At 66.7% G+C, this 20854-nt stretch carries 16 protein-coding genes; 6 read left to right on the plus strand and 10 right to left on the minus strand.

Going from position 1 to position 20854, the window contains the following annotated elements; all coding sequences use genetic code 11:
- Window positions 1-15: 15 nt before the first annotated feature.
- The 5 genes from EXE63_RS30245 to lspA all read right to left on the minus strand — a co-directional run bounded on the left by EXE63_RS30245 (window position 16) and on the right by lspA (window position 7380).
- Complete coding sequence (locus EXE63_RS30245; RefSeq protein ID WP_168145007.1) at window positions 16-1599, minus strand: glycosyltransferase family 39 protein; 1584 nt, start codon at window positions 1597-1599, stop codon at window positions 16-18.
- Window positions 1600-1676: 77 nt separating this feature from the next.
- Window positions 1677-4787, minus strand: coding sequence for an MMPL/RND family transporter (locus EXE63_RS30250; RefSeq protein ID WP_234904323.1), 3111 nt, complete (start codon window positions 4785-4787; stop codon window positions 1677-1679).
- Between the two features lie 129 nt (window positions 4788-4916).
- Complete coding sequence (gene rarD, locus EXE63_RS30255; RefSeq protein ID WP_168145009.1) at window positions 4917-5825, minus strand: EamA family transporter RarD; 909 nt, start codon at window positions 5823-5825, stop codon at window positions 4917-4919.
- On the minus strand, window positions 5822-6751 hold the full coding sequence (locus tag EXE63_RS30260) for an RluA family pseudouridine synthase (RefSeq protein WP_149445100.1): 930 nt from the start codon (window positions 6749-6751) through the stop codon (window positions 5822-5824). The genes rarD and EXE63_RS30260 overlap by 4 nt, the downstream gene beginning before the upstream one ends.
- The gene (gene lspA / locus EXE63_RS30265; RefSeq protein WP_234904324.1) at window positions 6751-7380 is read right to left on the minus strand and encodes a signal peptidase II; all 630 of its coding nucleotides are present in this window, start codon (window positions 7378-7380) and stop codon (window positions 6751-6753) included. The genes EXE63_RS30260 and lspA overlap by 1 nt, the downstream gene beginning before the upstream one ends.
- Before the next feature lie 67 nt (window positions 7381-7447).
- Here lspA and EXE63_RS30270 point away from each other — a divergent pair, with 67 nt between their 5' ends.
- A complete protein-coding gene (locus EXE63_RS30270; RefSeq protein ID WP_168145010.1) occupies window positions 7448-8377 on the plus strand; it encodes an asparaginase in 930 nt (309 codons plus the stop codon).
- A gap of 11 nt (window positions 8378-8388) precedes the next feature.
- Here EXE63_RS30270 and EXE63_RS30275 read toward each other — a convergent pair whose 3' ends face one another.
- Complete coding sequence (locus EXE63_RS30275) at window positions 8389-9720, minus strand: DNA polymerase IV (RefSeq protein ID WP_168145859.1); 1332 nt, start codon at window positions 9718-9720, stop codon at window positions 8389-8391.
- A 59-nt stretch (window positions 9721-9779) separates the two neighbouring features.
- On the opposite strand from EXE63_RS30275, the gene EXE63_RS30280 reads away from it, so the two are divergent.
- Window positions 9780-10022 carry an RNA-binding S4 domain-containing protein gene (locus EXE63_RS30280; protein WP_168145011.1) on the plus strand — a complete coding sequence of 81 codons (243 nt, stop codon included), beginning with the start codon at window positions 9780-9782 and terminating at the stop codon, window positions 10020-10022.
- Between the two features lie 165 nt (window positions 10023-10187).
- A complete protein-coding gene (locus EXE63_RS30285) occupies window positions 10188-11102 on the plus strand; it encodes an FkbM family methyltransferase (RefSeq protein WP_168145012.1) in 915 nt (304 codons plus the stop codon).
- A gap of 7 nt (window positions 11103-11109) precedes the next feature.
- Here the strand turns inward: EXE63_RS30285 and ileS are convergent, their stop codons facing one another.
- Window positions 11110-14247, minus strand: coding sequence for an isoleucine--tRNA ligase (gene ileS / locus EXE63_RS30290; RefSeq protein WP_168145013.1), 3138 nt, complete (start codon window positions 14245-14247; stop codon window positions 11110-11112).
- Between the two features lie 228 nt (window positions 14248-14475).
- Entirely contained in the window at window positions 14476-15126 is a 651-nt protein-coding gene (locus tag EXE63_RS30295; protein WP_234904325.1) for a hypothetical protein, read from the minus strand.
- A 134-nt stretch (window positions 15127-15260) separates the two neighbouring features.
- On the opposite strand from EXE63_RS30295, the gene EXE63_RS30300 reads away from it, so the two are divergent.
- Genes EXE63_RS30300 through EXE63_RS30310 form a run of 3 tightly spaced genes read left to right on the plus strand, consistent with a single transcriptional unit; the run spans window position 15261 to window position 17712 of the window.
- On the plus strand, window positions 15261-15638 hold the full coding sequence (locus tag EXE63_RS30300; protein WP_168145014.1) for an XRE family transcriptional regulator: 378 nt from the start codon (window positions 15261-15263) through the stop codon (window positions 15636-15638).
- 54 nt (window positions 15639-15692) lie between these two features.
- Window positions 15693-16427 carry a hypothetical protein gene (locus EXE63_RS30305; RefSeq protein WP_168145015.1) on the plus strand — a complete coding sequence of 245 codons (735 nt, stop codon included), beginning with the start codon at window positions 15693-15695 and terminating at the stop codon, window positions 16425-16427.
- 40 nt (window positions 16428-16467) lie between these two features.
- The gene (locus tag EXE63_RS30310) at window positions 16468-17712 is read left to right on the plus strand and encodes a glycosyltransferase (protein WP_168145016.1); all 1245 of its coding nucleotides are present in this window, start codon (window positions 16468-16470) and stop codon (window positions 17710-17712) included.
- On the opposite strand, the gene EXE63_RS30315 is transcribed toward EXE63_RS30310, so the two are convergent.
- Window positions 17709-19046 (minus strand): condensation domain-containing protein, encoded by a 1338-nt coding sequence (locus EXE63_RS30315; protein ID WP_168145017.1) that lies wholly within the window; start codon window positions 19044-19046, stop codon window positions 17709-17711. The genes EXE63_RS30310 and EXE63_RS30315 overlap by 4 nt on opposite strands.
- Before the next feature lie 47 nt (window positions 19047-19093).
- Window positions 19094-20845 carry an AMP-binding protein gene (locus EXE63_RS30320; RefSeq protein WP_168145018.1) on the minus strand — a complete coding sequence of 584 codons (1752 nt, stop codon included), beginning with the start codon at window positions 20843-20845 and terminating at the stop codon, window positions 19094-19096.
- Window positions 20846-20854 lie beyond the last annotated feature (9 nt).

The following is a 20854-nucleotide window of genomic DNA, read 5'->3' on the forward strand; positions in this document are numbered from 1 at the left end:
AATCCGGCGCGGGCGTCAACGGCGGGTCAGCCGATATACGTCGGCCCCACCCATCATCTGATTGATCCCGCGGTATTCGGCCGTGTAGCCGCGATTGCCGAATTCCTGCAGGATCTGTTCCCGCTTTGCGGCGGTACTTCCGTAGGCACTTCCGGACACCAACCGACTGACGAAATAGAGTTCCTTGCCCGCCACCGGGCGCAGGTCGGGGAAGTCGGTGAGCAATTGGTCCTGGGTCGCCACGTAGGTGGTGATGTCCGGTGAGAGCTTCCACATCACGGCAGGCACGATTCCGCGGCGGTCGGAGTCCAGGATCATGGCGGCGTCGGCGCCCGGGAGCGCAACCGGCACCCGGTAATGCTGATAGGCATGCGCTGCTGTCGATATGGCCACGCCGACGAACTGGAATGCGAACAGCACTGAGACCGCGGCGATCACCGCCCCCGAGCGTTGCGCAGCCACGGCGAGCGCCACGAACAAGAACGGGGTCAATGAGTACAGGTACAGCGGCCGCATGGCGTGCAGTGGGATGACGCAGAACACGAAGAGCGCGATCATGGCCAGCCACGTCGCCAGGAACATGGTCAGGGGCAGCGATCTGTCGGTGACGCCACGGGCGCGCCACCCGGGCCCATTCCGCAGCAGCCACCGGGCGGCCAGGACGAGCATCGGCAGCACGACGAGCGCCGTGATCACCGCTGTCGCGACGGTCACGGCGTCGATCTGAAAAGCCGGATCGAGCGGCAGGAATGTCTCCACCACCGCCATCAACGCGACACCGATACGCATCGGAATCGCCAGGAGGGTCAGCGGCTGGGCCTGCTCCCCGCCCAGCCGCAGGGACTGCACGAAATCCGGGTTGATGCACAGGAACATCGCTGCGGCAACGACATAGACGACGGCGAGCTGAATCAGCTCGCGGTAGCCGCGGCCCAGCAGCATCACCGCGCCGAGCACCACACACGCTGCGGCAGCCGGCAGCACGAACAGATACTGCGTGAGCATGCCGCCGGCGATGACCGGAATCATGGCCAGCAGATAGCCGAAGCGTCGCCGCTGGCACCAGATGATCAGCAACACAAGCAGCAGGGCCGAGAACAGCCCGAGCAGCGCGTACTGACGTGCCGATGCGGCGGCCGCCCTGGATGCCATCGTCAGTGACCAGGTGAGGATGACCGCGACCGCGACCATATTGGGTACCGACAGCAGCCGGCACGCTGTGAAGATCACCAGAGCGGTGAGCACGACGAAGACCATGTTGAGCGCCAGGGCCGCGGGTATGGACACCCCGAAGACCAGGAACCACGCGTGCAGCAGCCAGTAGTACAGCGGTGGGTGGATATCGGAATGCGCGAGATCGGTCCGGATCTGCTCGAAGCAGGACGAATCGAGCGTCCAGTACGACTGCCATTCCGCGACAGGAACCCATTTCGCCACGGGTACACCCAGCGCGTAACGACCCTGATTGCAGGTCGCGCCGAGCATCGTGATGCCGTCATCGTGGGGCAGGTATGTCGAAGTGCCCAGGCGCAGGCCCTGCATCGAGATGATCACGACGGCGAGTGAGACAGCGACCGGCCAGCCCGTCCGACCCGGCACGGATAGGACCTGCAGCACCGATCCGAGATTTTGTCGAAACTGCTTGACGGAAAACGTCTTCCGCCGGTGCGGTTGGTTCAATCGCGCCCGCGCCAAGCGGCGGTCACCATCGAGGCCTTGGCCACGGCCACACCGTAACCCACATCGGTGTCGTCATCGACGGGATCGTCGTCGACGGCAAACGTCATCGGCTTCGTCTCGTCCGCAGCCGGCCCCCGCTTGCCGAACGGGAGGCGCCTCTTCAGGTCACTGGGCACCACCGACGGCCACCAGTTCTTCTCCCCCAGCATCACCGCCAGCGCCGGCACGGTGATGGTCCGCACCAGGAAGGTGTCCAGCAGCAGCCCGACACCGATGATGAAGCCCAGCTGAACGATCGCGGCAATCGAACTCACCGTCATGGCCAGCATCGAGGCCGCGAAAATCAGCCCCGCCGACGTGATCACACCGCCGGTGGCGCCGATGGTGCGGATCACCGCCACCTTCGTGCCGCGGTGGGCTTCCTCCCGTATTCGGGAGATGAGCAGCAGGTTGTAGTCCGCGCCGACGGCCACCAGGACCAGGAAGGTGAAGCCTGGTGTGTTCCAGAAAATGGGTTGGTCGAGGATGATCTGGAAGAACACCACCGCGATACCCAGCGCTGACATGTAGGACAGCACCACCGAGAGCATGAGGTACAAGGGCGCGACGATCGCCCTCAGCAGCAGCGCCAGAATCAAGAACACCACGATCAGGGTCACCAGCACGATGTAGCGGATATCGCTGTTGTAGTAGCCGCGTATCTCGTTCTGGACCACGCTGCCGCCGACCATCTGGATGTCGGCGTCGGCAAGTGTGGTGTTGGGCCGTGAGCTCTCGGCCGCGGTGATGATGTCGTCCACCTGATCCATCGCCGCAGAACCGAACGGGTCCAGAGCGGTCTGCACCATATAGCGGGCGGTGTGGCCGTCCTCGGAGATGAAGAGCTTGGCAGCCTTCTCGAACTCCGGCCGGGTCAGGATCTGCGGCGGGATGTAGAAACCGGACATCGACGGATCCGCCGCATCGCGCTTCATCGCCAACAGGAAGTCCGACGCCTGGCTCAGGCCGCCGCCCATCTGCCGGGTCTGGTCCACCAGCAGCTGGACGCCCTGGGCAAGGGCGGCACTGGAATCGGCAAGCGTGTTCACACCGGTCAGCAGCTCGTCCATCTGGGCTTCGACGTCTTCTGGCCTGTTCAGCCCGAGCTGATCGGCCGCACCCAGAGCCTTCTCCAGGTTGTCGGTGACGCCGCCCACCGAGCGCTGCAGACCGTCACCCTCCTGGGTGGTCTCCATCTGTTTGGACAGTTCGTAGAGCTGCTGGATGGTGCCGTCGTCATAGGCGGTGACGATGCGCTTCATGTCGACGCGCACGGCGTTGCACGCCGGGTCCAGCGTGCACATCGGGCTGTTGTCCAGCACCGCCACCATCGGCGCCATCCAGGTGTAGTTGAGCACCACCTGTTCCAGTCCGACACCCATCGACCGGCCCAGGTTGCGCATCACCGTGATGAGCCGGGCGCCGACGTCGATGTCGTTCAGGGTGGCTGCGCCGCCGTACTCCTGCTCGATCTCGACCAGAGAGGTGAGGATGGTCCGCACCGAGGGCGCGGCGGCCATCACCTGATCGCGGATCTTGTCGAGTGCGCCGGCCAGCGTGTGCGCGCCCTCCGACAGCTGGGTCAGCCGGGAATCGTTCTCGTCGATGAGATTGGTTGCCTCGCCGAGCTTGTCGCCCACCTCGCCGGCCTGATGGGTGGCCCGTGCCTCGGTGAGCATCTCACCGTTGGGTCGGGTGATACCGCGGACCGCGGCGATATCGGGCAGCTGGCTGATCCGGTTGGCCATCTGCTCCATGTCCGCCAGTGCCCGCGGTGAGCGCAGATCCTGGGTATCGGAATGCACCACGATGAACTGCTGGATCGACGCACTGGCCGGGAAGTGGGCGTTCATGGTCTCGTAGGACTGGTTGCTCTCCGAGTCGGTCGGCAGGTTCTTGCGGTCGTCGTAGTTGAAGTCGACCAGCAGCGCGCATCCGGCCAGCGCCATGAGCACCACCAGGCTGCCGAACAGGTTGAGCTTGGGCCTGCGGACGATGCTGACGCCCATCCGGCGCCACATCGGCCCGGTGATGTCCTTACGCGGATTCACCCAGCCCTTGCGGCCGGCCAGCACGATGAACGCCGGCAACAGGGTGATCGATCCCAGGAAGCCGATGAAGATCGTGACCGCCAGCGCCGGCCCGACCGTTGAGAAGACGCTCAGCGTCGCGAAGGACAACGCCAGGAAGGTGATCGCCACCGTGCCCGCGGAGCCCGCGATCACCTCACCGATCGAGACCAGGGCGGCGACGATTGCGGCGTCGGTCGCCATTCCACCGCGCAGATGCTCTTGATAGCGACTGAACAGGAAAACCGCATAGTCCACCCCTGCACCGACCATCATGCCGGTGATCAGCACGATCGTCTGCGGCGCCAGGCCCAGACCCAGCAGCCCCAGCCCGGCCACCACTTGCTGGGCGACCGCCAGACATATGCCGATGCTCAGTAGCGGTATGACCATCGCGACGAGGTTGCGGTAGACGATGATCAAGATCAGCAACACGGTGACGACCGTCGAGACCTCGATGAGCAACTGATCGCGCAGGGCGATGTCGGTGACGTCCTCCATCGTCGCCGCCGCGCCGACGATGCTGGGCGTCAGCGTCGTGCCTGCCGTCGTCTCCTCGATGATCTTGACGGCTTCTCGGTAGGCCTTCTGACCAGGGCCGGTGCCCATGGTGCCGTTGAGGCTGACCGGCAGGTTCCAGGCCTTGCCGTCTTTGCTCGACATCGCCGGGCGGATCTCTTTGATGCTGATGAAGTCCTGCATCGACACCACGATGTCGGTCCGCGCGCGCAGGTTCTCGACGATCTTGCGGTAGGTGTCCTCGTCCTGATCGGTCAACCCGTTCTCGTTCACGAGGATGACGGCCACCAGGTTGGTGGCACCCGCCTCGTTGAACGCAACTTTCATTTGCTGGCCAGCGGCTATCGTCGGCGAGTCCTTGGGCAGGAAGTCGGGTGGATTGCGCTGGGCCACCACGGCCAACGGCGGAATCGCCGCGAACAGAGAACCGGCGATGACCAGCCAAGTGGCAATGACGAGCACGGGATGACGAACGATCATGCGACCGTTTGAGGCGAGAAGGCCGCGCGCGGTCACCTTCGAACGTCTGGACATTGGCGACAAGGCTACATGGTGTTGCTGTTAACTCTGTCAGCTACAAGTGACCTGCGCATCGGGGTGTCGGCGCCCTCACACCGGGGGTCCGACCACGGGCTTACGCGCGGCAGCAGCGCGGGCCGACCGTGAGCGGAGGACGGCGTCGACGGTGAAGACCGCCAAAGCCAGCCAGATCATCCCAAAACCCATCCACCGGGCGGCCGGCATCGGCTCGTGACCCACCAGAACTCCCCAGGACAACTGCATGATCGGTGTCATGTAGAACAGCAGCCCCATCGTCACCAGCGGTAACCGATGTGCGGCGGCGGCGAACAGCAGCAGCGGCACCGCCGTCAGCACGCCGGCCAGTATCAGCAGCACGACGTGGCCGGCGCCGTGCCCGGCGAACGTGGCGTGGCCACCGGTCTGCAACACGATCAGGTAGCCCAGGGCGAACGGTGTGGCCAGCGCCGTCTCGAGGCCGACGCTCACCCGGGGATCGACCGGCACCACCTTCTTGACCGCGCCGTACAGCCCGAAGGACAACGCCAGGCCGAGTCCGATATAGGGCGGCGCGCCGACCTGCACCGTCAACACCACCACCGCGGCGACCGCGATCACCAGGGCGGCGCCCTGCGCCCGGTTGAGCCGCTCACGGAACACCACCATTCCGAGCAGGACGGTCACCAGCGGGTTGATGAAGTATCCGAGCGCTGCGTCGACGACGTGGCCGTTGTTGACCGCATAGACATAGATCAGCCAGTTGACCGAGATCAGCCCCGAGGCCAGCGCCAGCAGCAGCCAGGTACGCCCGCTGATCGCCCGTAGATCCCGTAGCCGGTGCACCGCGGCGACGACCACCAAGAGAAAGAGGAAGCCCCAGATGATGCGGTGGGACAGGATCTCCACCGAGCCCGCCGGTTTGAGCAGCGGGAAGAAGGCCGGAAACAGCCCCCACGAGCCGTACGCGCCGATGCCGAAGAGCAGTCCTGACCGTTTCACTGGTCGTGACGGCGCAAAACGTCCAGGGCGTGCTGCAGATCGGCGGGATACGGACTGGTGATCTCGATCCGCCTGCCGTCCGCGGGATGCGCGAACGCCAGTGACCGGGCGTGCAGCCACTGCCGCTCCAGACCGAGTTTCTTGGCCAGTGTCGGGTCCGCGCCGTAGGTGAGGTCGCCGCAGCAGGGATGGTGCAACGCCGAGAAATGCACCCGGATCTGGTGCGTGCGACCGGTTTCCAGATGGATGTCGAGCAGGCTGGCCGCGACGTGCGCCTCGATGGTGTCGTAGTGGGTGACACTGTCGCGACCGTTCTCGGTCACCGCGAACTTCCAGTCCTGGCCACGGTGGCGGCCGATGGGCGCGTCGATGGTGCCGCTGGACGGATCGGGATGCCCCTGCACCAGCGCGTGGTAGCGCTTCTCCACGGTGCGTTCCTTGAACGCCCGCTTGAGCACGGTGTAGGCCCGTTCGGAGATCGCCACCACCATCACCCCGGAGGTGCCCACATCCAGGCGCGACACGATGCCCTTGCGCTCGGCCACACCGGAGGTGGTGATCCGGAATCCCGCGGCAGCCAGCCCGCCGAGCACCGTCGGCCCGGTCCAGCCGACCGACGCGTGCGCGGCGACGCCGACCGGTTTGTCGACCGCGACGATGTCGTCATCGGCGTACAAGATGTTCATGCCCTCGATCTCGACGGGCGTATTCTCCACCGGCGCAGCCGGTTCCGGCAGCCGAACCTCCAGCCAGGCGCCGGCGACGAGCTTGTCGGATTTGCCGGCGGCGGCACCGTCGAGCTCGACGCCGCCCTCTTCGGCGATCGCCGCGGCGACGGTGCGGGACAACCCGAGCAACCGGGCCAGGCCGGCGTCGACCCGCATCCCGGCCAGGCCTTCGGGGACGGGCATCGAGCGGGTGGTCATCAGGCGGACGCGTCCGGTTGCTCGCCCGCGGCCGGCTTCGCCAGTGGTTGTTCGTCCGGCCCGGAGTCGGATGCGCTGTCCGGCCGGCGCCTGCCGGCGGTGTCGAAGTCGAAGCCGAACAGGGACAGCACCACCAGCAGGATGGCGCCGCCGACGACGGCCGGGTCGGCGACATTGAACACCGGCCACCAGCCCACCGACAGGAAATCCACCACATGGCCGCGCAGCGGGCCCGGTGACCGGAAGAACCGGTCGACCAGATTGCCGAGCGCGCCGCCGAGGATCATGCCCAGCCCCAGTGCCCACCACGGCGACACCAGCCGGCGTCCCATCCAGATGATGCCGATCACCACGCCGGTGGCGATCAGGGTCAGCACCCAGGTGTACCCGGTGGCCATCGAGAACGCCGCGCCGGAGTTGCGCACCAATGTCCAGGTCACGGTGTCGCCGATGATCGACACCGGCTGCCCGGGCACCAGCAGGCGCACCGCCAGCACCTTGGTGACGATGTCGAGCGCCAGCACCACACCGGCGATCGACAGCAGCAGGCGCAGGCGCTTACGGGGCTGCGGTTGCGCTTCTTGGTCCGCGGCCACCGGCTCGGCCGAGCCTGTTGATTCTTCAGTCACCCGCCCATCATCCCAAACTGTCGAGCGGTCTCCGCGCAGCCGCCCGGGTGGGTGAACAATTGCGGGCATGCAACGCCTCGTCGTGATCAGCACCGGCGGCACCATCGCCACCAGTTCCGGGCCCGACGGTGTGGCCCGGCCGACCCGCAGCGGCGCCGATCTCACCAGCGGGCTGGATGTGGACGTGGTCGAGCTGATGGCCGTCGACAGCTCGGCGCTCGGACCGGCGGAATGGGACCGTATCGGCACCGCCGTCGCCGCTGCGGCCGCCGGCGGCGCGGCCGGCATCGTGCTCACCCACGGCACCGACACCATGGAAGAGACCGCGCTGTGGCTGCAGCTCACCTATGCCGGTGCGGTTCCGGTGGTGCTCACCGGGGCCCAGCGCAGCGCAGACGCCGCCGATGCGGACGGCCCGGGCAATCTGCGCGACGCGCTCGCGGTGGCCGCCGACGCCCAGGCCCGCGACGCCGGTGTGCTGGTGAGCTTCGCCGGCATCATCTGGGAGTCGCTGGGCCTGCACAAGGTCGCCACCGATGACCTGCGAGGATTCGCCGGATCCGCGGTGGGGTCGGTGCAGCACGGGGAGGTCCGATTCGACACGGCGCCGCGCCGGCCGAACCTCGGTGCGCTCAGCGCCGCCGGAGCGCCGCGGGTCGACATCGTCGCCGCCTACCCCGGCGCCGATGCCGTCGCACTCGACGCCTGTGTGGCGGCCGGCGCGCGCGGTCTTGTGCTCGAAGCCCTCGGATCGGGCAACGCCGGGGACGCAGTCATCGACGGCGTCCGGCGCGCCTGCGCGGCCGGGGTCACCGTCGCGGTGTCCACCCGGGTGCCCGGCGGGCGGGTGCGCCCGGCCTACGGCCCGGGCCGCGCGCTCGTGGACGCGGGCGCGGTGGTGGTACCGACGCTGCGCCCGGCGCAGGCTCGGGTACTGCTGATGGCAACGCTGGCCGCGGGCTCCCCCGTTGCCGACATCTTCGCCGAGTGGGGCTGACGGGTGGCCGGCTACTCGTCGCTTCGGTAGAGCGCGTCCAGGTATTCCCGCCAGTCCAGGCTGTCGATCGGATTGGCGCGGCTGATCTCCGGAAGGTCGGCACGGAAGGTGCGCGCGATGCCGGGCCCGGATGCCCTGGTCTCGAAGCGGATCGTCATCACACCGTGCCCGGCACCCTGCACCCAACCGTGTCCGTGCTCGGGATGCATCACGTCGTCCCCGATGCGCCACGGAGTGGGACCGGCCACCGCCGGCACCGGGGCCGGACCCTCCGACCCGGCGATCGGGCCCTCCTGGGCACCCTGGTCCAGATCGGGGAACAGCGATTCCTGCTGCACATCGGACAGTCCCGAAAACCCGACCCCGACAAGACGAATCGGGCCGATTTCGATGGGATCGAGCAGCAACCGCCGTGCGGTGGAGATGAGCAGGGCGACATCGGTGGAGGCGTAGGGCAGGGTCGCCGAACGCGTCAGGGTGCTCATGTCCGATCTCTTCAGCTTCACCGTCACCGTCCGGGCGCCACGCCCGTCCTTGAGCAGGCGCCGGTGGGCGTGCTCGCCGATCGTCGCGGCGGCGTCACGCAACTGCTCCAGGGTGCGCAGGTCTTCGGCGAACGTGGACTCGGCGCTGATCTGTTTGGCGTCGGCCCGTTCGGCGACCGGTCGGTCGTCGATACCGCGCGCCAACCGGTGCAACGCAGGCCCGATGGTCGCGCCGAGCACATCGGCGACCTCGTTGTCGGTCAGTTCCGCGAGTGCCCCGATGGTCTCGATACCGAGACGGCGCAGCTTGTCCTCGGCGACCGGCCCGATGCCCCACAGCGCGCGGACGGGTAGCCCGGCCAGCAGCTCCCGCTCCTCCTCGCGCCCGACCACCCGCACACCGTCCGGTTTGGCCAACCCGGAAGCGATCTTGGCGACCTGCTTACCGGATCCGGCCCCCACCGAGGACACCAGTCCGGTCTCGGTGAATACCTTGGCGCGCAATGCTTCACAGAACTCGACCACCTCGGCGGTGGTCGAACCCGCGATCTCGGCGGGTTCACCGAACGCCTCGTCGAAGGAGAGTTGCTCCAGCACCGGGACCACGGTGCGTATCGTCTCGAACACCCGCCCGCTGGCGGCGCCGTAGACCACCCCGCGCGGCGGCAGCACCACCGCCGCGGCGCCCACCATCCGCCTCGCCTGGTGCATCGGCATCGCCGAACGGGCACCGAACACCCGGGCCTCATAACTCGCGCCGGCCACCACGCCGCGGCCTCCGAGACCGCCGACCAGCACCGGCCTGCCGCGCAGCGTCGGGCGGGTCAACTGTTCCACGGACGCGAAGAACGCGTCCATGTCCAGATGTAGCACCCAGCGCTCCACCCGGGAAATGTTAGGTGGCTACTCTGACGGACATGGATGACGTGCCGATTCGCGACGAATCGATCCGGCTCGGGCAGTTCCTCAAGCTCGCCGGACTGATCGATTCCGGCGCCGACGCCAAGGCGGTGATCGCCGACGGGCAGGTCAGCGTGAACGGCGATATCGACCTGCGCCGCGGACGCCAGCTGCACCCGGGCGATCGGGTGTCCATCGCCGGCCGGTCCGCCCGGGTCGTGTCCGAGTTTGCTGAACCCACAAATGACGGGCCGCGCTGACACAGCGTGCCAGCGCACGAACGTTGCGGGGACCATCGCCACCACACCGTCGGGATTCGCCACAAATACTCGGCAGCGTCACGTTCGCTTGACGTCAAATTAATTGTGCTGTAAGGCTTTCCAGTTTTCCGGCGAATCGGCGAGACCACTGGCTACCCTGCAGGCATGGCGGCATTGGACGGTCAGCACAAACATGAGCGAGTGGTCAGAGCGCTGCGAAAGCTGCGATTGCCGGGGGCCGTCGGCGGTGGCCTGCTCGACTGGTACTGCGCCGCGTTGGGCAGGTGGGCTCCAGAGCAGGATGGCGTCACCTATTTCGGTGCGACGCTTCGCTGCGATTCGGCCGACACCATCCAACGAATGATCCTGTTGTTCAAGGTGTGGGAACCTGGGGTATCGAAAGTGATCGAGGAGAACCTGGAACCGGGCCAGGTGTTCGTCGACGTCGGCGCCAACGTCGGTTACGACTCGTTGCTCGCCGCCGACCGCGTCGGTGAGCACGGTACGGTCATCGCACTGGAAGCGTCACCACGGACCTACGGTGTACTGCAGCGCAATCTGCGCCGAAATCCAGTGCTGTCAAAGTCGATACGGACCGCGAACGTCGCGGTCTCCGACCGGTCGGGCACTCTGGACCTGTATGAGTTCGGCCGCAGCAACATCGGCGCCACCACGACGTTGGCCACCCGGCAGGGCACGCACTGCGCCACCGTGACTGCGGCCCGGCTCGGGGACGTGCTCAGTGCCGACGAGATGTCCCGGGTTCGCTTGATCAAGATGGACGTCGAAGGTGCTGAGCCCGAGATCCTCTCCGACATTCTCGATCATCTCGACGACTATCCCGACGACATGGATGTCATCATCGAGGCGAACCCCGAAGATGACCCCGTACGGTTCCGCACCGTGTTCGAACGCCTGCAGAACGCGGGATTCACGGCGTGGGCCGTCGACAACCGGTACAGCAACGGGTGGTACCTGCGGTGGCGTCAGAGCTGCCCGACCCGCCTGGACAAGCCGCCGCAGAAAAGGCGCGACCTGCTGCTCACACGGCGCGCAGGAATGACCTCGATGTCGGCCTGAATCTGTATCAGGCCTTGGCGATCGTCACCCGCACACCGTCACCGATGTCCGAACCGTCGGCCACGCTGCCGAATTCGAACGACGTGGCCAGCACCTCACCGGAGATCAGACCGGCATGGGCCTGCGCCCAGTCCAGCTTCTCCGCCGGAACGTCGATGACCACGCTGATCCGGTCGGACACCTCCAGCCCGGTGGTCTTGCGCAGCTCCTGCAACTCCCGGATCCGGTCCTTGGCCCAGCCCTCTGCCTCGAGCTCTGGGGTGACCTCGCCGTCGAGCACCACCAGACCGGCTCCGTCGGCCAGCGCGGCTGTCCATTCCGGGTCGGCGGCAACAAGTTTGGAGGTGTACTCGCTCGCCAGCAAAGTCGCCGGCCCGGCGGTCAGCGTGCCGTCGGCGTTGACCACACCGTCACCGGCCTTGACCGCCTTGATCGCGGCCTGCACATCCTTGCCGATGCGCGGGCCGGCGACCCGGGCGTTCACAGCGAGTTCGAACCGGCCGTAGCTGTCCACATCATCGGACAATTCGACCGCTTTGACATTCAGCTCGTCGGCGATGAGATCCACGAAAGGCCGCAGACTCTCCGGGTTGTCCACCGCCACCGTCAGTTTCGGCAGCGGCAGTCGCACCCGGAGCTTCTTGGCCTTACGCAGCGACGATCCCGTCGAGCAGACCTCGCGCACCTGATCCATGGCGGCCACTAGATCCGGGTCGGCGGGTAGATCGGCAGCGTCGGGCCAGTCGGTCAAATGCACCGAACGCTCCCCCGTGACACCCCGCCAGATGACCTCGGAGACCAGCGGCAGCAACGGCGCAGCCAGCCGACCGGTCACCTCGAGCACCGTGTGCAGGGTGTCGATGGCATCGCGATCCTCTTCCCAGAAACGCGAACGCGACCGCCGCACATACCAATTCGTCAGCGCCTCGGTGAACTGGCGCAGCTGATCACACGCTCCGGAGATGTCACAGGTGTCCAGCGAGACGGTCAGGTCGTCACGCAACGCGGCCAGCTTGGCCAGGATGTAGCGGTCCAGCACGTGCTGGGAATCGGTACGCCAGGTTCCCTTCTGAGGCGCATACAGGGTGAGGAAGGTGTAGGCATTCCAGAACGGAAGCTGCACCTGCCGGACGCCCTCACGGATGCCCTGTTCGGTGACGATCAGGTTGCCGCCGCGCAGGATCGGCGAGGCCATCAGGAACCACCGCATGGCGTCAGAGCCGTCACGGTCGAACACCTCGGACACATCCGGGTAGTTGCGCAGCGACTTGCTCATTTTCTGGCCGTCGTTGCCGAGCACGATCCCGTGTGCCACGCAGGTTTTGAAGGCGGGCTTGTCGAACAGCGCCGTGGCCAGCACGTGCATCGTGTAGAACCAGCCGCGAGTCTGACCGATGTACTCGACGATGAAATCGCCGGGGAAATGCGCCTCAGCACCGCCATCCCCACTGACGCCGTCGAACCACTTCTGGTTCTCGAACGGATAGTGCACCTGCGCGTAGGGCATGGACCCGGAGTCGAACCACACGTCGAGCACGTCCTCGATGCGCCGCATGGTCGAGTTACCGGTCGGATCGTCGGGATTCGGCCGGGTCAACTCGTCGATGAACGGCCGGTGCAGGTTATCGGGCCGAACCCCGAAGTCGCGCTCCAGCTCGTCCAGGCTGCCGTACACATCGGTACGCGGGTAGGCCGGATCATCGGAGACCCACACCGGGATCGGGGTGCCCCAGTACCGGTTTCGCGAGATGGACCAGTCACGGGCATTGGACAGCCACTTGCCGAACTGGCCGTCCTTGACATGCTCGGGATACCAGGTGATGTCCTGGTTGAGTTCGACCATCCGGTCCCTGAACTGGCTGACCTTGACGAACCAGGAGGAAACGGCGCGGTAGATCAACGGGTTTCGGCAGCGCCAACAATGCGGATAGGAGTGCTCGTAGGTCTCATGGCGCAGCAGCACCGGGGCATTCACCGCGGCCGGGCCGGTGCCGTTCTTCAGATCCCGGATGATCTGCTGGTTCGCGTCGAACACCTGCTGGCCGGCGTAATCGGGCACCGTCGCGTCGAAGCGGCCCTTGGAGTCCACCGGCGTGACGGCGACGATATCGGCGGTGTCGGCGGTTGCCTTGTCGTCCTCGCCGTAGGCCGGCGCCATGTGCACGATCCCGGTGCCGTCCTCGGTACTGACGAAGTCTGCCCCGAGCACCTGGAATGAGTTGACCGCGTCCGCGAAATACGGGAACGGCGGCAGATAGTGCGTGCCCAGCAGCTGCTCACCCAGGTGGGTCGCGACCACGACCGGTTCCTCGCCGAGTTCGCGCGCATAAGCGCCCAGGCGGGCCTCGGCGAGCACGAACCGGTGCCCGTCCGGGCCTTCGACGGTGACATAGGAGACCGCGGGATTGACCGCGACGGCCTGGTTCGACGGCAGCGTCCACGGTGTCGTGGTCCAGATCAGCAGGTAGCTACCGGCCAGCGGGCCGTCGGTCGCCTTGAATCCCACCGTGAGCGCGGGATCCTGCCGGCTCTGGTAGACGTCGTCATCCATCCGCAGCTCGTGATTGGACAGCGGTGTCTCGTCATTCCAGCAGTACGGCAGCACCCGGTTGCCCTCATAGGCCAGGCCCTTGTCCCAGAGCTGCTTGAAGGCCCAGATGGTGGACTCCATGAAGTCCAGATCCAGTGTCTTGTAATCATTTTCGAAGTCGACCCAGCGTGCCTGGCGGGTCACGTACGCGCGCCATTCCGCGGCGTATTTCATCACCGAGGCGCGGCAGGCATCGTTGAACTTCTCGATGCCGAGTTCTTCGATCTGCGCCTTGTCGGTGATCCCGAGCTGACGCTGAACCTCGAGCTCGGCGGGCAGACCGTGAGTGTCCCAGCCGAACCGGCGCTCCACCTTGTATCCACGCATGGTGCGGTAGCGGGGAACGATGTCCTTGACGTAGCCGGTGAGCAGGTGCCCGTAGTGCGGCAGGCCGTTGGCGAACGGCGGGCCGTCGTAGAAGACGTACTCGGGCGCGTCGTCGCGCCGCGCGATACTGGCGCGGAAGGTGTCGTCGGCGCCCCAGTAGTCGAGGACCTCGGCTTCCAGCGCCGGGAAGTCAGGTGCTCCGGCAGCCGGCTTCGGATAGGCGGTCACTGTGTCGTCTCCTGTGCCCAGAGATTCAGGCACGGGGACGAACATCGCGACAGGTGCGCGAGCCCGCGGTACCACCCCGCTTGCACACCGCGCTGGGGTCAGCATGATGCGCCGCTCAACTGGGCGATGACGAGCCCGACCGTCCGGTTCTACTGAGCGCCGAAACACTGTTCTTCCGGAGGCTCCCCGGTGATGGCCGGATCAATGCCTGTGCAAGGAGTCTAACGGTCAGGCGGCGTCGGTGAACCCGGGGATCGCCTCCGAGGTGATCTCGATCAGCGCCTGCGGGAACTGCTCAGCCAGCTCTTCGATGGTGTAGGCCTCGAACCGGCGGGCGTCGAACCACAGGTCCACCGCCACCAGGCCGTTGCTGCGGTAGGCACGCAGCTCCAGCGCGTGCCCCTGCAGAGGTTCATCGGACGAGACCGGGCCTGAGCACCGGAACGCCAGCTCGGCCAGGGCCTGTCCGGGGGCCCGGACGGTGCAGCCGGCGAGCGCCGAGCACACATGTGCGAGTAGCTGGGTGGCGTCCAGGTCGGTCGGCGTGACGCAGTCCAGGGCGATGATGTGGGAGTCGACGTCGACCGCCACCACACCGGTGCCGATGGTGCGGGCCACGGCCCGACCGAGCGCGGCCAGCAGGATCTTGCCGTTGAGAACGCCCAGGTGGGCGGCGGCGCCGTCGAGTTCGGCGCTGAGCAACGCCGACATCGGCACGGACATCCGCTGCAGGTCGGACCCGGCAGGAACACCGTCGACGTCGTAGTCGGTCAACGTCAGAGAGGAGGCGATGTCCTGCGCCTGCCCGACAACGAGGTCGAAGCCCGACGCCGCGAAGTCGTCGACGTAGATCCGGTCCTGGAATAGCGGAGCAACCATGTAGCCGAGAATACAATGCGTGTCCCAAATTTGGGACATCACTCCCGAAAGTCTGACACCCCTGTCAATTAAGGAGATGGTGTCCGCTGTTCGGTTGCTAGCGCCCAAAGCCGGGATAACGCTATTGTTTATGGGTGCCACGGACAGATGAGAACGGCAGACAGCTCAAAGCCCTGCTCGACTACCTCCTGGACGGGGACGTCGAAGCCAAGGACATCTACGACGCGCTGGACATCTCCAGCAGCACCTACTACCGGCGGATCAAAGAGAGCAGCTATCCCGACGCGGAAGAATTGCGCCGGGTTGCCGACCGCTTCGCCTTGAGCTACCCCGACCTTCAGATCCGTTTCGGCCTCATGAGCAGGCAAGAGGTGTGGAACTACATCGAATCCACGCCCTTCACCGTGACCGCCGTCCAGGATGCGGTCCGCGTGCAGGCCGAACCCCAGCAACAGACCCGACGTCCGAAACTCTCCGAATTGACGCCACGTAGCGACGCGCCGCCGCTGTAAGCAGTACTATTTGCTGGCAGGAATACAGCTCCCAGGCCGCGAAGGCGAAGCACGATGGAACTCACCGTACTGATCGCGATCACACTGTTGTGTATCGCGTGGAGTCTGTGGATTCGCCGCGTGACGTGGTCGTGTCGCTGGGAGGTCGCGGCCACCCTGAACATCGCGTTGCAGGGCGGTGCGATCCTGCTGATGTCGCCGTTGGCCTCGGAGACCCTGGGCAAGGCGCTGCACTCGGTGACCGGGATGTGGAACCTCGAAGACTTCGTCGGCCACGACATGTACATCGTCGCCGCCTCGGCCATCGTCTACAACGCGGTCGGCCGCCTGCAGGACGATCACCAGATGCAGCGCGCCTTCCGGCAGTATGTCGAGCTGCCCGCCACCCTGTGTATCCCACTGCTGCTCGCCGCCTTCTCGCTGAGCAGCGCGCACGACGTGTACGCCCGGGACTTCTTCGCCTCCCCCACCGACAGCTGGCTGAGCCTGTACTGGGTGATGCTCTGCGGCATGCTGATCTATCTGCTCGGCTACGGTGCGCGCGCCCTGCTGGTGCTCCGCAAGGACCCGCGCTCGCGGCGGATCGCCAACGTCTACCTGGTGGCGTGCGCCAGCGGCATCGTCGCGTGCATCATCAGGATCATGTCGGCGATCTTCCCGGCATTCCTGGCATGGGAGCGCGGTGTGTTCGTGTGGATCTTCGCGTGCGCCTGCGGCGCCGGTTTCGCGCTGTCCTCGGCGCACTCCTGGCGCATCAAGACGAGATGGTTCTCCAAGGTCGACCGCTGAGACGTCCCAGCCCGCCCGGGACCACATACACTGCGACCTGATGAAAATCGTTGTGGCAGTCCACGGCACACGTGGCGATGTCGAACCCTGCACCGCTGTCGCCCGCGAACTCCGCGACCGCGGCCACCAGGTCCGGATGGCGGTCCCGCCGAACCTGATCGGCTTCGTCGCCTCCATCGGCTTCACCGATGCGGTGCCCTACGGTGTCGACTCCCAGAAACAGGTGGAAAGCGACGCCTTCCAGAACTACTGGCAGTTCCACAACCCGTTGACCGTCGCCCGCAAGGCCATCGACTACTACACCGCGGGCTGGACCGAGATGAACGCGGCCCTGACGGACCTGGCCGCCGACGCCGACATCATCCTCACCGGCACCACCTATCAGGAGGTGGCCGCCAATGTCGCCGAACGCTACGGCATCCCCCTGGCGGCCCTGCACTACTTCCCGAACCGGCCCAACAGCCAGCTGATCCCGGTGCCGGCCCCACGCTGGGTCGCGAAATCCGGGTTCGCGGTCATCGAGTGGGGTCTGTGGCGCGTCTCCAAGAAGGCCGAGGACGAGCAGCGCGCCACGCTGGGCCTGCCCAAGACCGGCATCCGGTCCGCCAAGCGCGTCGTCGACAGCGGAACGTTGGAGATCCAGGCCTATGACGAGCTGTTCTACCCGGGGCTCTCCGCGGAATGGAACGGCAGCCGGGCCTTCACCGGCGCCATCACGCTGGGTCTGCAGACCGAGACCGATGACGAGGTGACCTCGTGGATCGCTTCGGGCAAGCCGCCCATCTACTTCGGCTTCGGCAGCATGCCGGTGGAATCCCCCGTCGAAGCGGTCACCATGATCACCGAGGTGTGTGCCGAACTCGGTGAACGCGCACTGATCAGTTCGGGGGTCTGGGAGCTCGACGCCATGCCCCACGCCGAGCACGTCATGCTGGTCGGTGCGGTGAACCATGCGGCGGTGTTCCCGACCTGCCGCGCGGTGGTCCACCACGGCGGCGCGGGCACCACCGCCGCGGGCGCACGCGCCGGTGTGCCGACCCTGGTGCTGTGGGTGTCCGCCGACCAGCCCGTCTGGGCGCGGCAGGTCAAGAAGCTGAGAATCGGTACGTCTCAGCGTTTCACCAAGATCACGAAGAAGTCGCTGACCGAGGCGCTGCGCACCGTGCTGGACCCCGAGGTCGTGGAGCGGGCCCGCGATTTCGCGACCCGGCTGGCCACTCCCGAGCAGAGCGTCACCAAGGCCGCCGATCTGATCGAGCAGAAGGTGAAGGCCGGGGCGGTCTAGTGAGCGGGACCCTCGACGGTGCCCGTCACCCCGAAATCGGCGAGCACCTTGAGCACCACCTCGCGCAGGGCCTCCTTGGAGTTGTGCCGGCCCACCGACCATGAGCTGACCGATACCGCCACCCGGCCGCGTGACCGGCAGCCGCCCAGCACCAGTTGCCCGCCGATCCGGTTCAGCACCCGGCTGGTGATCTGCGGTTCCGCTCCGCGCATCATCACGTAGTCGGCGTCGGTCCCGTCGGGCCGGCTGAACGCCGGGCCCAGCTCACCCATGTTGGAACAGCCGATGGGGCTGTTCACCGACAGCACCATGCCCTCCAGCCGGCGCAGCACCACGCGCGGGGTCAGCGGGGTCAGCGGCAGCGGGCCGGTCATCCGTACCGAGGTTTCGGCCGACTCCGACAACGCCTTCTTCATGTCCGATCGCACCACGCTCAGATCCGTCAGAACCTGGTCGGGGTCGGCCGTCATCGTCGCCGCCACCAACGCATTGGCCCGGGTATCGCCCTCGGATCGTTCGCTGACCGGCCAGGACAGGTTCACCCGGCCGTCGGCGCCGACGCGGCCCAGCAGCTGCCCCAACCGGGCAGCCATCCCGCAGAACAGCGAATTGCTGGTGCCGCCGAGGCGCTGCGCGCACTCATCCCAGTGCTGCGCATCGACGAAGACCACGACCGACGGGGCGACCATGGGCTTGTCGTCGCCCGGGGGAATGTCGCCGGCGGCCTTGAACGAGGTCGCCAGGTCATTGCGTTCGGCCCGTGCCACCCGGACCGATGCCGCCACCGCGGCGGCCATCTCCGGGACCGCGGCCAGCGTCTGGCGGGCATCCTGGGCCAGCGCGGCACGCCGCGGCCGGGAGCGCGGTGGCGGATAGCCGAGGCGCCGGTCGACCCCGTTGACGGCATCGGTGACGGCGATGGCCAGGCCGTGACCGTCGGCGATCGAATGCGAGACGACCAGGCTGACCGCCGCCGCGCCGTCGGTCAGTGGTTGCACCGCCAGCCGCCAGCCGGGGCCGTGTTCCGGATCGATCGGTGTGCCCAGGCATTTGTCGGCCCAGTTCCACACGTCGGCGCGCGGACGTTCCTGCGCCGACAGGTCGAGGGACTGCGGGTCGGCGTCGGCCACCCAGCGGTGCCGGCCGAACGGCAGCGCCGACCGCTCGATCCGGCGTCCGAACAGTCCCTTGGCCAGATTGCGGCGGAATCGGCGCAACCCGTCCATATCGACGCCACGGTCATACACCCAGACGGCCTGCACGATGGGCCCACGACCGAGTGCCCGTAGGCCGAGGAAGGACCCCTGGTCGATATAGGCGAGGGTGTTGTCCACCCCCGCATCGTAATTGCGCTCGTTCACCCGATCAGCCGGCGCGCAGGTCAGGCGGTGGGCACCTTGTCGTCCAGCCGCGAGAACTCCTGCTTGTTGTACTTCTCCACACAGGACTGCCTGCGGATCTTGCCGCTGGTGGTGATCGGGATGGCGCCACGCGGCACCAGCACCAGGTCGGCCGCGGCGATACCGTGCGTCTGCGAGACCGCGGAGGCGACATCCCGCTTGATCGTGAGCAGGTTCTCCACCACGGCCTCTTCGGTGTCGCCGCGCTTCTTGACCTCGATGATCGCCACCAGCTGCTCGCTGCGGTGCCCGTCGACCGCGATCGCCGCGACCCGGCCACCGGTGATCTCCTGGATGGTGGCCTCGATATCGTCGGGATAGTGGTTGCTGCCGCGCACGATCAGCAGATCCTTGATCCGCCCGATGATGAACAGCTCGCCGTCGGAAAGGAAGCCGAGATCGCCGGTCCGCAGCCACGGACCCTCCGGCGTGCCCTCGGACGGATTCTCGATGCGCCCACCGAAGGTGTGCTCGGTCTGCTCGTCCTTCTCCCAGTAGCCCAGGCAGTTGTTCTCACCATAGGACCAGATCTCCCCGATACCTCCGGCCGGCACCTCCAGGCGGGTCTCGGCGTCGACGATGCGCACCACCGGGTCCTCCGGGTGGCCGTACCCGACCAGCTTGGTGCCGCTGCCGTCGGTGGTGCGCTCGGCCAGCCCGGCGGACAGCTTGTCCGGGTCGAAGGCCACCACGCTCGGCGGGCCGGGCACACCGGTGCCGACGAACAGCGTCGCCTCGGCCAGCCCGTAGGAGGGCCGGATGACCCCCTCGTCGAAGTTGAACTTGGCGAACCGCTGGGAGAAACGCTTCAGGGTGGCCTCGTGCACGCGCTCGGCCCCGCTGTACACCGCGATGACATCGCCGAGGTCGATACCTTCGAGATCCTCGTCGGTGGTCCGCCCGGCCGCCAGTTCGAACGCGAAGTTCGGCCCACCGGTGACCACCCGCGGGTAGCTGCCCATCAGCTGGATCCAGCGTGCCGGCCGGGCCAGGAACGACAGCGGTGTGGTGAACACAGTGCTCCAGCCGCCGAGGATCGGCGCGACGATACCGAGCAGCAGACCCATGTCGTGGTAGAAGGGCAGCCAGGACACCACGTGGGCGCCCGAGGGCGGGACCTTACCGAAGTGCGGGAAGAACGCACACATCATCTGCTCGAAGTTTGAGGTCAGATTCCGGTTGGTCACCATGACGCCGGCCGGGGTGCGGGTGGACCCGGAGGTGTACTGCAGGTACGCAGTCTCCGGCTTCTCCTCCCGGCTGGACAACGATTTGCGCCGGGCGTCCAGATCCAGTGCGTCGACCTCGATGACGGTCGCGCCGGCGACACCGTCCTGGGTCGAGACGTATTCGGCGACGGTGGCCGCCGTGGCCGACGTCGTCAGGATGATCGACGGCGACGAGTCCTTGATCACCGCGGACACCCGCTCGTCGTGCTGGCCGATCAACGGCACCGACAACGGCACCGCGATGATGCCCGCCTCCAGCGAGGCCAGGAAGCCGATGACGTACTCCAGGCCCTGCGGCGCCAGGATGACGGCCCGATCGCCGAGCTGGCCGATGGCGCGCATCTCGACGGCCAGGCTGCGCACCCGCCGGTTCAGCTGCGCCCAGGTCAGGGTGGTCGCCACCCCGTCCCACTCGTGGTCATAGTCCATGAAGGTGTACGCAATGTCCTCGGGCTGGAGGCTCGCGCGTTCGCGGAGCACGCCAATGAGGGAGGTATCGGACATCGGGTATGT

This window comes from Mycolicibacterium frederiksbergense (assembly GCF_012223425.1).
GTDB lineage: Bacteria > Actinomycetota > Actinomycetes > Mycobacteriales > Mycobacteriaceae > Mycobacterium > Mycobacterium frederiksbergense.

Coding starts and splice junctions, on each gene's coding strand:
- EXE63_RS30310 (WP_168145016.1), top strand. CDS start 16,468: ATGAAAATCGTTGTGGCAGTCCACGGCACACGTGGCGATGTCGAACCC.
- EXE63_RS30260 (WP_149445100.1), bottom strand. CDS start 6,751: ATGACCACCCGCTCGATGCCCGTCCCCGAAGGCCTGGCCGGGATGCGG.
- EXE63_RS30285 (WP_168145012.1), top strand. CDS start 10,188: ATGGCGGCATTGGACGGTCAGCACAAACATGAGCGAGTGGTCAGAGCG.
- EXE63_RS30295 (WP_234904325.1), bottom strand. CDS start 15,126: ATGGTTGCTCCGCTATTCCAGGACCGGATCTACGTCGACGACTTCGCG.
- EXE63_RS30250 (WP_234904323.1), bottom strand. CDS start 4,787: ATGATCGTTCGTCATCCCGTGCTCGTCATTGCCACTTGGCTGGTCATC.
- EXE63_RS30280 (WP_168145011.1), top strand. CDS start 9,780: ATGGATGACGTGCCGATTCGCGACGAATCGATCCGGCTCGGGCAGTTC.
- EXE63_RS30320 (WP_168145018.1), bottom strand. CDS start 20,845: ATGTCCGATACCTCCCTCATTGGCGTGCTCCGCGAACGCGCGAGCCTC.
- EXE63_RS30275 (WP_168145859.1), bottom strand. CDS start 9,720: ATGGACGCGTTCTTCGCGTCCGTGGAACAGTTGACCCGCCCGACGCTG.
- EXE63_RS30270 (WP_168145010.1), top strand. CDS start 7,448: ATGCAACGCCTCGTCGTGATCAGCACCGGCGGCACCATCGCCACCAGT.
- EXE63_RS30305 (WP_168145015.1), top strand. CDS start 15,693: ATGGAACTCACCGTACTGATCGCGATCACACTGTTGTGTATCGCGTGG.